The organism is Streptomyces sp. NPDC048111, from assembly GCF_043202815.1.
Taxonomy (GTDB): domain Bacteria; phylum Actinomycetota; class Actinomycetes; order Streptomycetales; family Streptomycetaceae; genus Streptomyces.
The window spans coordinates 59092-71297 of the sequence record NZ_JBIDBD010000030.1; the positions used below are offsets into that span (position 1 = coordinate 59092).

Below are 12206 nucleotides of genomic sequence, written 5' to 3' on the forward strand. Positions count from 1 at the left end.
ATGCGACCCAGCCACCCGCATCGGTCTGCTATGCGCCGAACGGGTGACTCCGCGCAGCCTCCAGGCCCCCTGTTACTACCCTCCTTCGACCCTCATTCCCCCTCCGGAGCCGTGGGCATCGCGGCTTCTCTCGCCGCGTCGGGCCCCTGTTCCAGCAGAACGGCGAAGCCGTCCTCGTCCAGAACCGGAACCTTCAGCTGCATCGCCTTGTCGTACTTGGAGCCGGGGCTGTCGCCGACGACGACGAACGAGGTCTTCTTCGAGACGGAACCGGTGACCTTGGCACCGCGGCTCTGCAGCGCCTCTTTCGCGCCATCTCTCGTGTGCCGCTCAAGAGTTCCGGTCACCACGACGGTCAGGCCCTCCAGCGGGCGGGGCCCCTCGTCCTCGCCGGTGCTCTCGTCCTCCATGCGGACGCCCGCGGCCTTCCACTTCCGCAGGATCTCCTGGTGCCACTCCTCGGCGAACCACTGCTTGAGGGAGGCCGCGATGATGCCGCCCACGCCCTCGACCGCCGCGAGTTCCTCCTCGCCGGCCTGCTCGATGCGGTCGATGGAGCGGAACGCGCGGGCCAGCGCCTCGGCGGCGACCGGGCCGACGTGGCGGATGGACAGGCCGGTGAGGATGCGGGCCAGCGGGCGCTCCTTGGCGGCCGCGATGTTCTCCAGCATGGCGACGGCGTTCTTGCGCGGCTCGCCGTTCATGTTGGCGAAGACCAGAGCGGTCTTCTCCTCGCCCGTCTTGGGGTCGCGCTTGGGCAGCCCGCTGTCCTGGTCGAGGACGTACGCCCGGATGGGCAGGAGTTGATCCATCGTCAGATCGAAGAGGTCGCCCTCGTCGAGCAGCGGGGGCGCGGCCGGCTCCAGGGGTTTGGTGAGGGCCGCCGCCGCCACGTACCCGAAGTTCTCGATGTCGAGGCTCTTGCGGCCCGCCAGGTAGAACAGCCGCTCCCTCAACTGGGCGGGACAGGACTGGGCGTTGGGGCAGCGGAGGTCGATGTCGCCCTCCTTCATCGGGCGCAGCGCGGTTCCGCACTCCGGGCACTCGGAGGGCATCTCGAAGGGGTACTCGCTGCCGTCCCTGAGGTCGGCGACGGGGCCGAGGATCTCCGGGATGACGTCGCCGGCCTTGCGCAGCACGACCGTGTCGCCGATGAGGACGCCCTTGGCCTTGACCACGTCCTGGTTGTGCAGGGTGGCGAACTCGACCTCGGAGCCCGCCACGGTGACCGGCTCGACCTGGGCGTAGGGGGTGATGCGGCCCGTACGGCCCACGCCCACACGGATGTTGATGAGTTTGGTGTTGACCTCTTCGGGCGCGTACTTCCAGGCGATGGCCCAGCGCGGGGCGCGCGCCGTGGAGCCGAGGCGGCCCTGGAGCGGGATCTCGTCGAGCTTGACGACGACGCCGTCGATCTCGTGCTCCACCACCGAGTGCCGGTTCTCGCCCATGTAGGCGATGAACTGCCGTACTTCTTCGAGGGATTCGACCACCTTGTTGTGCCGGGCGGTGGGCAGACCCCACTCGCGCAGCAGGTCGTACGCCTGGGAGAGGCGGTCGATGTCGAAGCCCTCGCGCGCGCCGATGCCGTGCACCACCATGTGCAGCGGCCGGGTGGCGGTGACCTTGGGGTCCTTCTGGCGCAGGGAGCCGGCCGCCGCGTTGCGCGGGTTGGCGAACGGCTTGTCGCCCGCTTCGACCAGCCGGGCGTTGAGGCCTTCGAAGGCCTCCATCGGGAAGTAGACCTCGCCCCGGATCTCGACGAGCTCGGGGATGCGGTCGCCCTTGAGGCGGGTGGGGATGTCGGCGATGGTGCGGACGTTGGGCGTGATGTCCTCACCGGTGCGGCCGTCGCCGCGGGTGGCGGCGCGGGTCAGCCTGCCGTGCTCGTACGTCAGGTTCACGGCGAGGCCGTCGACCTTCAGCTCGCACAGGTAGTGGTAGGCACCGGTGCCGACGTCCTTGGCGACGCGCTCGGCCCAGGCGGCCAGTTCCTCGTCGTCGAAGGCGTTGTCCAGGGACAGCATGCGCTCGCGGTGCTCGACCGAGGCGAAGTCCGTCGCGTAGGGGCCCGCCACCTTCTGGGTCGGCGAGTCGGGGGTGCGCAGCTCCGGGTGCTCGTCCTCCAGGGCTTCGAGGGAGCGGAGCAGCTTGTCGAAGTCGCCGTCGCTGATGACCGGTTGGTCCCGGACGTAGTAGCGGAAGCGGTGCTCCTCGATCTGCTCGGCGAGGAGCGCGTGCTTCTCCCGTGCCTCCGTGGGCACCGCTGCGTTCTGTTCGCCAGCCACCGTCATGTCCTCCCGTTTCCCGTTGTCCCCGTCACTCAGGGTTGTCCGCGAGCGATCTCGCCGCCCGGACGCAGTGGGCGAGCGCGGCCCGGGCGTGGGCCGGGGACGCGCCCGCCATGCCACAGGTGGGGGTGATCACCACGGACTCGCCCAGAGTCCCCGGATGCAGCCCCAGCCTGCGCCACAGCGTCCTGACACCCATGACGCTACCGGCAGGGTCTGACAATGGGCCGTCGGTGGCGGGCACCACTCCGGCGAGGAGCTTCACACCGCTCTCGGCGGCCTCGCCGAGCTGTTCGTCGTCACGCTCGGTGAGCAGGGAGAAATCGAACGAGATCCCCGCGGCCCCGGCCCTGCGCAGCAGCGCGAACGGCACGTCGGGAGCGCAGGAGTGGACCACGACGGGCCCGTCGTGCACGGCCATGACCTCGCGCAGCGCGGCCTCCACGACCTGGCGGTCGACGGCCCGGTGGGTGCGGTACCCGCTGGCGGTACGGATCCGGCCGCGCAGGACCGCGGTGAGCGAGGGCTCGTCCAGCTGGAGCACCAGGTGCGCGCCGGGGACGCGGCGGCGCACCTCGGCGAGGTGGTCGCGCAGGCCCTCGGCGAGCGAACCGGCGAGGTCGCGGCAGGCGCCGGGATCGCCGAGCGAGAGCTCGCCGCCCCTGAGTTCCAGGGCGGCGGCGAGCGTCCAGGGCCCGACGGCCTGCACCTTGAGCGGGCCGGTGTAGTCCTGGGTGAACTCCTCCAGGGCGTCGAGGTCCTCGCCGAGCCAGGACCTGGCCCGCCGGGTGTCGCGGCCGGGCCGGTCGGAGACCCGCCATCCGCTGGGCTCCACATGTCCGTACATCTCGACGAGGAGACCGATGGTGCGCCCGATCATGTCGGCGCCGGGGCCGCGCGCGGGCAGTTCCGCGAGGTGGGGGAAGTCGCCGCGCGCCCCCTCCGCGCCGATCAGCGAGCCGGTGACGGTCTTGGCGGTCTCCCGCGCGTCGCCGCCCGGCATCGAGCCGACGCCGGTGGCGGGGCCCCAGGGAAAAGTGCTCTGTTCGCTCACCCCGGAAGCCTACGCAACCGGGCGCGCGGCCCGGCCCCGGCTACTTTCCGGGGCGCACGGTGAGGTCGTTGACCTCGGCGTCGGCCGGCAGGTCGAGGGCCATGACGATGGTGGTGGCCACCGACTCGGGGTCGATGAACCTCGTCGGGTCGTACTCCTTGCCCTCCTGCGAGTGCACCTTGGCCTGCATGGGGCTGGCGGTGCGGCCCGGGTAGACGGAGGTCACGCGGACGCCGTTGGCGTGCTCCTCGTGGCGCAGCGCGTCGGCGAGCGCCTTGAGGCCGTGCTTGGAGGCGGCGTACGCGCCCCATTCGGCATGGGCGCTGAGCCCGGCGCCGGAGTTCACGAAGACCACGTGGCCGCGCGAGGCCCGCAGTTGGGGCAGCACGTGGCGGGTGATCTCGGCGGGGGCGATGAGGTTGACGTTGAGCTGCTGGTGCCAGGTCTTGGGGCGCAGCTCGCCGACGGGCCCGAGGTCGACGATGCCCGCGATGTGCAGCAGCGAGTCGAGCCGGTCCGGCATGGACTGCTTGTCGAAGGCCCAGGACAGGCGGTCGGGGTCCGCCAGGTCGCCGACGAGCGTGCGGGCGCCGGGGTGGCGGGCCGCGAACTCCTTGGCGCGTCCGGCGTCGCGGGCGAGCAGGATGAGCTCGTCGCCGCGCTCGTGCAGGCGGCGCGCGACGGCGGCGCCGATGCCGGAGCCGGCGCCGGTGATCAGATGAGTAGCCATACCCGCCATGCTCGCACTGCTGGGGCGCTCACTGGATACCGAGGGACTCCTCCAGGTAGGCGACGGCCGCGACGCCGTCCTCGGCGAAGAAGACCAGTTCGGTGAGGGGGACGGGCAGGAAGCCCTCGTCCTCCATGCGCCGGAACTGCTCCTTGAGGCCGTCGTAGAACCCGGCGGTGTTCAGCAGCACGACCGGCTTGGTGGTCCTCCCGTGCTTCTTCAGCTCCAGGATCTCGGTGGCCTCGTCCAGGGTGCCGGTCCCACCGACCATGATCACCACGGCGTCCGACTTGGCGAGCAGCAGCGCCTTGCGCTCGGCGAGGTCCTTGGCGATCACCATCTCGTCGGCGTTCTCCCGCGCCTTGGCCGCCAGGAAGTCGACGGAGACCCCGACGAGCCGGCCGCCGGCCTGCTGCACTCCGTCGGCGACGACCTTCATGAGGCCGCTCTCCGAGCCGCCCCACACCAGCGCGTGTCCGCCCTTGCCGAGCAGCTCGGCGAATTCGCGGGCGGGGCGCGTGTAGCGCTCGTCGAGGTCGGCCGCGGAGAGGAAGACGCAGATGTTCATGGGGCAACGATACGAGGGGGAAGAAGCGGGGCTCCGCGGGCGCTGTACTCCCCATGACGACAGGACATCGCATCACCGTGGAACAGGGCAGCGAACACGTGCGGGTCGTGCATGACGGGCAGGTGCTCGCCGACAGCCGGCGTCCCCTGCTGCTGCGCGAGACCGGTCTTCCCGTCCGCTACTACCTTCCGCCCGACGACGTCCGCACGGATCTGCTGACGCCTTCGGACACCCACACCCACTGCCCGTTCAAGGGCACGGCCTCGTACTGGTCGCTGCCGGAGAAGCCGGACCTGGTCTGGTACTACCCGGACCCGAAGCCCGAGGTGGCCGCCATCAGGGACCACCTCTGCTTCTACGAGGTGGAGACCGTCACCGAGTAGCGGCTCCCAACGGGCCGCCGCGCCGTTCAGCCGCGCGCGGCGACCTGGAAGGTGCGCCGGTAGGCGACGGGCGAGACGCCGAGCACGGAACGCATGTGCTGGCGCAGCGAGTTGGCCGTGCCGAAGCCCGAACGGTGGGCGACGAGGTCCACCGCGAGGTCGCTCGACTCCAGGAGCTGGCGGGCCAGTTCGAGGCGCTGGGCGGTGAGCCACGCGCCGGGCGTCATGCCCGCCTCCTCGCGGAAGCGGCGCGTGAAGGTGCGCAGGCTCATCCGGGCGTGGGCCGCCATCTCGCCCAGCGACAGCGGTTCCTGGAGCCGCCCGAGGGCCCAGGCGCGGGTGGCCGCGGTGCTGGCGAGGGTCGGCTCCGGAACGGGGCGCTCGATGTACTGGGCCTGGCCGCCGTCGCGGTGGGGCGGCACGACGCAGTGCCGGGCGGCCCGGTTGGCGACGGCGCTGCCGTGGTCGCGGCGCACCAGGTGCAGGCACAGGTCGATGCCGGCGGCGGCGCCCGCCGAGGTCAGCACGTCGCCGTCGTCGACGAACAGGACGCCCGGGTCGACGTCCACGCGCGGAAAGGTGCGCGCGAAGGCGGCGGCGTCGCACCAGTGCGTGGTGGCGGGCCGCCCGTCGAGGAGCCCGGCCGCGGCCAGCACGTAGGACGCCGTGCAGATCGACACCATCCGGGTGCCCGGCCTGATCCCCTCGAAGGCGGCGGCCACCGGCCCGGGCAGCGGGCCGCCCTCGGCCATCGAGCCGAGGGAGTGGGTGGGCGGGATCACCACGGTGTCGGCGGCGGCGAGCGCCTCCGCGCCGTGGTCCACCGCGACCGAGAACCCGGCCTCGGTGCGCACCGGCCGGCCGTCCACGGTGCAGACGGTCACCTCGTACAGCGCCTCGCCCCCGGGGCCCCGGGCGCTGTCGAAGATGCGGGAGGGGATGCCGAGCTCGAAGGAGACGACTCCGTCGAGCGCGAGCACCGCCACCTGGTGCGGTCGGGTCGGTGCGGGGGGTACGGCCATGGCCAGATTCTGTCACATCATGGCCAAACGGCCAGCACCACGGGAGGCGCCGCGGGTGCAGTCTGGTCTCCGTTGGTGGCTCCCACCAGCGAAAACACCCCACGAAGGATCGGTTATGTCCCAGACCATGCGTGCCATCAGCGCCCCCCGCCTCGGCGGCCCCGACGTGCTTGCCGAGATCGACGTCGAGCGCCCCGAGCCGGGCCCCACCGAGGTGCTGGTGCGGGTGCACGCCGCCGGCGTCAACCCCGCCGACTGGAAGATCCGCGAGCACGGCGGCTTCGGCCGGGAGACCACGCCGCCGGTCCTCGGCTTCGACGTGTCCGGCACCGTGGAGGCCGTGGGCCTCGGCGTCACCCTGTACGCGGTCGGCGACGAGGTCTTCGGCATGCCGCTCTTCCCGCACCAGGCCGGCGCGTACGCCGAGTACGTCGCCGCCCCCGCGCGCCACTTCGTCCGCAAGCCCGCCGGGATCGACCACATCCAGGCGGCGGCCCTGCCGCTGGCCTCGCTGACGGCCTGGCAGGCGCTCGTCGACACGGGCCGGCTCCAGGCCGGGCAGCGCGTCCTCATCCACGCGGCGGCCGGCGGTGTCGGCCACCTCGCGGTGCAGATCGCCAAGGCGCGCGGCGCGTACGTCATCGGCACCGCGAGCGCCGCGAAGCACGACTTCGTCAAGGGCCTCGGCGCCGACGAGGTGATCGACTACCACGCCGTCGACTTCACCGAGGCGGTCTCGGACGTGGACGTCGTCCTGGACGCCGTGGGCGGCGACTACAGCGCGCGCTCCCTCACCGTGCTGCGCCCCGGCGGCACCCTGGTGTCGATCAACACCAACGACGAGCCCGGTCTGCTCGCCGAGGCCGCGGCGCGCGGTGTGCGGGCGGGCTTCACCCTGGTCGAGCCGGACCACCTCGCCCTGCGCGCCCTGGCCGACCTGGTCGAGGAGGGCAGGCTGCGCGCCGAGATCGACTCGGTCTTCGACCTGTCCGACGCCGCGAAGGCGCACGAGCACGGCGAACGCGGCCGCACCCGGGGCAAGATCGTGCTGCGGGTCGCCGAGTAGGCCGCGCCGCGGGCTGCGCTAGACGCTCGCGGCGGCGCGCTCGGTCGTCGCGATGGTGGCGGAGCCCACCACGCGCGTGCCGTCGTACAGCACGATCGCCTGGCCGGGGGCGACGCCGCGGACCGGCTCGGCAAACGTCACGTTCAGGACGCCGTCGACCAGCTCCGCCGTCACCTCGGTCTCGCCGCCGTGGGCACGCAGCTGCGCGGTGTAGGTCCCGGGCCCGGCCGGGGCGCTGCCGCACCAGCGGGGCTTGATCGCGCCGAGGGCCGTCACGTCGAGGGCCTCGACGGGCCCGACGGTGACGGTGTTGTTCACCGGGGAGATGTCCAGGACATAGCGGGGCTTGCCGTCGGGGGCCGGGTGGCCGATGCGCAGGCCCTTGCGCTGGCCGATGGTGAAGCCGAAGGCGCCCTCGTGGCTGCCGATCTTCGTGCCGGTCTCGTCGACGATGTCGCCCTCCGCCTTGCCGAGGCGGTCCGCGAGGAAGCCCTGGGTGTCGCCGTCGGCGATGAAGCAGATGTCGTGGCTGTCGGGCTTCTTGGCGACCGCGAGACCGCGGCGCTCGGCCTCGGCGCGGATCTCGTCCTTGGTGGTGAGGGTGTCGCCCAGCGGGAACATCGCGTGGGCGAGCTGGCGCTCGTCCAGCACCCCGAGGACGTACGACTGGTCCTTGGCCATGTCGGAGGCGCGGTGCAGCTCGCGGCTCCCGTCCTCGTTAAGGACGACGGTCGCGTAGTGGCCGGTGCACACCGCGTCGAAGCCGAGCGCGAGCGCCTTGTCGAGCAGCGCCGCGAACTTGATCTTCTCGTTGCAGCGCAGGCACGGGTTGGGGGTGCGGCCCGCCTCGTACTCGGCGATGAAGTCCTCCACGACGTCCTCGCGGAAGCGCTCCGCCAGGTCCCAGACGTAGAAGGGGATGCCGATGACGTCCGCGGCGCGGCGGGCGTCCCGGGAGTCCTCGATGGTGCAGCAGCCGCGGGCCCCGGTGCGGAAGGACTGCGGGTTGGCGGAGAGGGCCAGGTGCACGCCCGTGACGTCGTGCCCCGCCTCGACGGCCCGCGCGGCCGCGACGGCGGAGTCGACCCCGCCGGACATGGCGGCGAGGACGCGCAGGGGGCGCGGGGAGGTCATCGGGGAGGGCTGCGGCGAAGTCTGAGTCATAGCACTCGTAAGGGTACGTGGGATCGGGAACCGGGGGCACGGGAGTATCCGTTGTGGATCTCAGAGGGGCCCGGTCCGGGTTCCGCCCGCGGAGCGCGGCGGGCGGGGCGGCACACGGGCCCGCACGGGGGCGATACGGGAGGGACGGGGGGCGGAACGCATGGCGACCAGTCGCAGGGGGCTGCTGATCGGCGGGGCGGTGGTGGCGTTCGGCACCATCGGATACCTCAACAGGCCGCACGCGCGCCCGCACCGGCCGCGCAGACCGGGAGAGCTGGACTATGCGGGCGCGCAGTGGGCCGCGGCCGACCCGGCCAACTGGCGGACGGCCGACCGGCCGGACGACTACGGGATAGACCGCGTGGTGATCCACGTGGTGCAGGGCAGTTTCGGGAGCGCCCTGAAGGCCTTCGCGGATCCGGAGCACAAGGCCGCCGCGCACTATGTGGTGCGCAAGGACGGGCATGTGGCGCAGACGGTGCGGGAGCTGGACGTGGCCTTCCACGCCGGCAACCGGAAGTACAACGAGCGCAGCGTCGGCATAGAACACGAGGGCTTCGTGGAGCAGGCCTCCTCGTTCACGGAGGCCATGTACGCCTCCTCGGCGCGGCTGACCGCGGCGGTCTGCGCCCGCTATCGCATAGCCGTCGACCGGACGCACATCATCGGGCACGTCGAGGTGCCGGGCACCGACCACACCGACCCGGGCCCGCACTGGGACTGGCCGCGCTATCTCGCGCTGGTGAAGGCGGCAACCCCGGCCTGAGCCGCGTCCGGGGCCGGGTCCGGGCGAGCCGGGGCCGGGGCCGGGTCCGGGCGAGCCGGGGCCGGGTTCGGGCGAGCGGTGGTCAGACGAGCCCCGCCGTGCGCGCCCGCTCGACCGCGGGTCCGATCGCCCCGGCCACCGCCTCGACGTCGGCCTCGGTGGAGGTGTGGCCGAGCGAGAAGCGCAGGGTGCCGCGGGCCAGGTCGGGATCGGTTCCGGTGGCGAGCAGGACGTGGCTCGGCTGGGCGACGCCGGCCGTGCAGGCGGAGCCGGTGGAGCATTCGATGCCCTGCGCGTCGAGCAGCAGCAGGAGGGAGTCGCCCTCGCAGCCGGGGAAGGTGAAGTGGGCGTTGGCGGGCAGCCGGCCCGCCGGATCGGGGTCGCCGCCGAGGATGGCGTCGGGCACGGCCTTGTGCACGGCCTCCACGAGCCGGTCGCGCAGCCCGCCGATGTCCCGGGCGAACGCGCCGCGCCGTTCGGCGGCGAGCCGTCCGGCGACGGCGAACGCGGCGATGGCGGGCACGTCGAGGGTCCCCGAGCGCACATGGCGCTCCTGACCGCCGCCGTGCAGCACGGGGACGGGGGTGTACTCACGGCCGAGCAGCAGCGCGCCGATGCCGTACGGGCCGCCGATCTTGTGGCCGGACACGGTCATGGCGGCGAGCCCGGACGCGGCGAAGTCCACGTCGAGCTGCCCGTAGGCCTGGACCGCGTCGGCGTGCATCGGCACCTCGAACTCCCGCGCCACCGCGGCGAGTTCGGCCACCGGGAGGATGGTGCCGATCTCGTTGTTGGCCCACATGACGGTCACCAGGGCCACGTCGTGCGGATCGCGCTCGATGGCCTCGCGCAGCACATCGGGGTGCACCCGCCCGTACGTGTCGACGGGCAGGTACTCGACGGTGGCGCCCTCGTGCTCGGCGAGCCAGTGCACCGCGTCGAGCACGGCGTGGTGCTCGACGGGGCTGGCCAGAACGCGTACGCGGCGCGGGTCGGCGTCGCGGCGGGCCCAGTACAGGCCCTTGACGGCGAGGTTGTCGGCCTCGGTGCCGCCCGCGGTGAGGACGACCTCGCTGGGGCGGGCGCCGAGCGACTCGGCGAGTTCCTCGCGGGCCTCCTCGGCAGTGCGGCGCGCCCGTCGGCCGGCGGCGTGCAGCGAGGACGCGTTGCCGGTGACGGTGAGCTGGGCGGTCATCGCCCGGACCGCCTCCGGGAGCATCGGAGTGGTCGCGGCGTGGTCGAGGTAAGCCATGGTGGGCCCGATTCTACGAGCCGTACCGCGCGGGCCGTGCCGCAGTTCCGGCCAGGACCGGGCGGCACCGGCCGGGACCGGGCGGGGTTCAGCCGCCGAGCCCCCAGGACACGGTGTGGTCCGCCATGGACAGAACGGCGAGGACGGCCAGGTCGGCGACCCCGAGGGAGAGCCCGAGCAGGGCCCGGCCGCGGCGCTTGGTGCCGTACAGCAGGGCGAGCGAGGACAGGACGATCGCGACGGGTCCGAGGATGACGTTCATGACGAGCAGGCCGAGCAGCCCGAGGACGAAGGAGGCGACGGCCATGCCGTCGGCGTCACGGTCGCGGGTACGGCGGCGGATCGCGGTGAGTTCCATGGTCAGCCCTTCCGGTGGGAGAGACGTTCGCGGGCGGCGAAGACGAGCAGCCAGGCCCCGATGACGGCGGCGACGGCCAGGGTCACCGGGAGCGGAAGGTGCGCCGCTGAGCCCAGCACGACCCCCAGCAGGAGGAGGGCGGCGACGAGGAAGAACATGGGATCCCTTTCTCTGTGCGGTCGGTGTGCACTCCGCGTGCTCGATGCGCGGCTCGGCGGGTACCTGTCAGGACGGTCGGCCTGGCAACCGGCACGAGCAAGGAGCAACCGGTGAGCAACCCGTGAGCCACCGAACCGGTACGGAACCGAGCACCGCGCTCACCCGCCGACCGCCTTTCGGAGTACGACTGTTCACTGACTCATGAGTCTAGTCTTCCCAACTTCGGCGAACACATGTTTACTGAGTGGAATGAGCCACACTCTCGGCATCCGGCAGGCCCAGAAGCAGAAGACCCGTCAGGCGCTCATGGACTCCGCGCTCCGGCTCCTGGAGCACCAGAGCCTGAGCAGCCTCGGGCTGCGCGAGGTCACCCGGGAGGTGGGGGTCGCCCCGGCCGCGTTCTACCGCCACTTCGCGGGCACGGCCGACCTCGGGGTGGCCCTGGTCGAGCAGGCGCTCGACTCGCTGCACGGCACGATCCGGGCGGCGATCGTGACGACCGGGTCGAGCGACGAGCGCATCGACCGCGCGGTCGCGCTGATCGCCCAGCACGTCCGCACCCACCCCGCGCACGTCCGCTTCATCGCCCGCGAACGGCACGGCGGGGTGGCCCCCGTGCGCGAGGCGATCGGCGTCCAACTCCGCCGCTTCGCCGACGAGGTGGCGGAGGCGCTGGGCAGTGACCCGGAGTCGGTGGGGTGGTCGCGGGGGGATGTGCGGATGCTGGCGGGGTTGTATGTGGACCACATGGTGATGACGGCGTCTGCGCTGTTGGAGGGGGGTGAGGAGGGGGTGCTGGGTGTTGCGCGGGCACAGTTGCGCTTGGTGACGCTGGGCCGCCGCCACTGGCTGGACTAGCCCACCCCGCCCGCCCCATTGCCCCGGGGTACCCCGGCCCCCTGGTCATGTGCGGACCGTGGTCGCTTCTCGCGCAGTTCCCCGCGCCCCTGGCAGGGCCGGTCCTGGGCAGCACGTGCACCCCAGCCCGCCTTGCGCAGTTCCCCGCGCCCCTAACCCCCTGGCCGCGTGCGGACCGTGGTCGCTTCTCGCGCAGTTCCCCGCGCCCCTGGCAGGACTGGTGCTGGGCAGCCCGTGCACCCCAGCCTGCTTCGCGCAGTTCCCCGCGCCCCTAACCCCCTGGTCGGGCGCGGGCCGTGGTCGCTTCTCGCGCAGTTCCCCGCGCCCCTTAGCGGGACCGGTGCTGGCCCACATCGGCACCCTCAGCCCGTCCGGCGTTTGAGGACGAGCGCCCTTAAGGCGCGATAGGGGGTGCAGGGGGCGGAGCCCCCGCCGGGGTTCGAGGGGCGGAGCCCCTCAGCGGGTCTGGGGCGCAGCCCCAGGGCTCAGCCGGTACAACCCGCTGCACGGGCGGGCGGGTGGGCAAACCCCCCGG

The 12206-nt window shown here is 72.6% G+C and carries 13 protein-coding genes; 4 read left to right on the plus strand and 9 right to left on the minus strand.

Translation table 11 applies throughout. The features are described 5' to 3' along the window. Window positions 1–92 precede the first annotated feature (92 nt). Genes ligA through ACGF3I_RS30220 form a run of 4 tightly spaced genes read right to left on the minus strand, consistent with a single transcriptional unit; the run spans window position 93 to window position 4643 of the window. Window positions 93–2288, minus strand: a complete 2196-nt coding sequence (gene ligA, locus ACGF3I_RS30205; RefSeq protein WP_393137535.1) for an NAD-dependent DNA ligase LigA — start codon at window positions 2286–2288, stop codon at window positions 93–95. A gap of 31 nt (window positions 2289–2319) precedes the next feature. After that, a complete protein-coding gene (locus tag ACGF3I_RS30210; protein ID WP_393137537.1) occupies window positions 2320–3345 on the minus strand; it encodes a methionine synthase in 1026 nt (341 codons plus the stop codon). 40 nt (window positions 3346–3385) lie between these two features. Next, a complete protein-coding gene (locus tag ACGF3I_RS30215) occupies window positions 3386–4084 on the minus strand; it encodes an SDR family oxidoreductase (RefSeq protein WP_393137539.1) in 699 nt (232 codons plus the stop codon). 19 nt (window positions 4085–4103) lie between these two features. Beyond that, window positions 4104–4643, minus strand: a complete 540-nt coding sequence (locus tag ACGF3I_RS30220) for a TIGR00730 family Rossman fold protein (protein WP_393137541.1) — start codon at window positions 4641–4643, stop codon at window positions 4104–4106. A gap of 53 nt (window positions 4644–4696) precedes the next feature. On the opposite strand from ACGF3I_RS30220, the gene ACGF3I_RS30225 reads away from it, so the two are divergent. Then, entirely contained in the window at window positions 4697–5026 is a 330-nt protein-coding gene (locus ACGF3I_RS30225; RefSeq protein ID WP_393137543.1) for a DUF427 domain-containing protein, read from the plus strand. 26 nt (window positions 5027–5052) lie between these two features. On the opposite strand, the gene ACGF3I_RS30230 is transcribed toward ACGF3I_RS30225, so the two are convergent. Then, window positions 5053–6048: a GlxA family transcriptional regulator gene (locus ACGF3I_RS30230; protein ID WP_393137545.1), complete on the minus strand. Its 996-nt coding sequence runs from the start codon at window positions 6046–6048 to the stop codon at window positions 5053–5055. Between the two features lie 115 nt (window positions 6049–6163). Here ACGF3I_RS30230 and ACGF3I_RS30235 point away from each other — a divergent pair, with 115 nt between their 5' ends. Next, window positions 6164–7114, plus strand: a complete 951-nt coding sequence (locus ACGF3I_RS30235) for an NADP-dependent oxidoreductase (protein ID WP_393137547.1) — start codon at window positions 6164–6166, stop codon at window positions 7112–7114. Window positions 7115–7132: 18 nt separating this feature from the next. On the opposite strand, the gene mnmA is transcribed toward ACGF3I_RS30235, so the two are convergent. Beyond that, window positions 7133–8278 (minus strand): tRNA 2-thiouridine(34) synthase MnmA, encoded by a 1146-nt coding sequence (gene mnmA / locus ACGF3I_RS30240; protein ID WP_393137549.1) that lies wholly within the window; start codon window positions 8276–8278, stop codon window positions 7133–7135. 160 nt (window positions 8279–8438) lie between these two features. Between mnmA and ACGF3I_RS30245 the strand changes: the two genes are divergently transcribed. Beyond that, the gene (locus ACGF3I_RS30245; RefSeq protein WP_393137551.1) at window positions 8439–9044 is read left to right on the plus strand and encodes an N-acetylmuramoyl-L-alanine amidase; all 606 of its coding nucleotides are present in this window, start codon (window positions 8439–8441) and stop codon (window positions 9042–9044) included. A gap of 82 nt (window positions 9045–9126) precedes the next feature. Here the strand turns inward: ACGF3I_RS30245 and ACGF3I_RS30250 are convergent, their stop codons facing one another. From ACGF3I_RS30250 to ACGF3I_RS30260, 3 genes are all read right to left on the minus strand, one after another. Then, window positions 9127–10296: a cysteine desulfurase family protein gene (locus ACGF3I_RS30250; protein ID WP_393137553.1), complete on the minus strand. Its 1170-nt coding sequence runs from the start codon at window positions 10294–10296 to the stop codon at window positions 9127–9129. A gap of 88 nt (window positions 10297–10384) precedes the next feature. Further along, window positions 10385–10654, minus strand: a complete 270-nt coding sequence (locus ACGF3I_RS30255; RefSeq protein ID WP_393137555.1) for a DUF4190 domain-containing protein — start codon at window positions 10652–10654, stop codon at window positions 10385–10387. Between the two features lie 2 nt (window positions 10655–10656). Next, a complete protein-coding gene (locus ACGF3I_RS30260; protein ID WP_393137557.1) occupies window positions 10657–10812 on the minus strand; it encodes a hypothetical protein in 156 nt (51 codons plus the stop codon). Between the two features lie 250 nt (window positions 10813–11062). Between ACGF3I_RS30260 and ACGF3I_RS30265 the strand changes: the two genes are divergently transcribed. Beyond that, window positions 11063–11671, plus strand: coding sequence for a TetR family transcriptional regulator (locus ACGF3I_RS30265; RefSeq protein ID WP_393137559.1), 609 nt, complete (start codon window positions 11063–11065; stop codon window positions 11669–11671). Window positions 11672–12206: the final 535 nt, after the last annotated feature.

Coding starts and splice junctions, on each gene's coding strand:
- ACGF3I_RS30250 (WP_393137553.1), bottom strand. CDS start 10,296: ATGGCTTACCTCGACCACGCCGCGACCACTCCGATGCTCCCGGAGGCG.
- ACGF3I_RS30260 (WP_393137557.1), bottom strand. CDS start 10,812: ATGTTCTTCCTCGTCGCCGCCCTCCTCCTGCTGGGGGTCGTGCTGGGC.
- ACGF3I_RS30255 (WP_393137555.1), bottom strand. CDS start 10,654: ATGGAACTCACCGCGATCCGCCGCCGTACCCGCGACCGTGACGCCGAC.
- ACGF3I_RS30245 (WP_393137551.1), top strand. CDS start 8,439: ATGGCGACCAGTCGCAGGGGGCTGCTGATCGGCGGGGCGGTGGTGGCG.
- ACGF3I_RS30220 (WP_393137541.1), bottom strand. CDS start 4,643: ATGAACATCTGCGTCTTCCTCTCCGCGGCCGACCTCGACGAGCGCTAC.
- ACGF3I_RS30265 (WP_393137559.1), top strand. CDS start 11,063: ATGAGCCACACTCTCGGCATCCGGCAGGCCCAGAAGCAGAAGACCCGT.
- ACGF3I_RS30230 (WP_393137545.1), bottom strand. CDS start 6,048: ATGGCCGTACCCCCCGCACCGACCCGACCGCACCAGGTGGCGGTGCTC.
- ACGF3I_RS30215 (WP_393137539.1), bottom strand. CDS start 4,084: ATGGCGGGTATGGCTACTCATCTGATCACCGGCGCCGGCTCCGGCATC.
- ACGF3I_RS30235 (WP_393137547.1), top strand. CDS start 6,164: ATGTCCCAGACCATGCGTGCCATCAGCGCCCCCCGCCTCGGCGGCCCC.
- mnmA (WP_393137549.1), bottom strand. CDS start 8,278: ATGACTCAGACTTCGCCGCAGCCCTCCCCGATGACCTCCCCGCGCCCC.
- ACGF3I_RS30225 (WP_393137543.1), top strand. CDS start 4,697: ATGACGACAGGACATCGCATCACCGTGGAACAGGGCAGCGAACACGTG.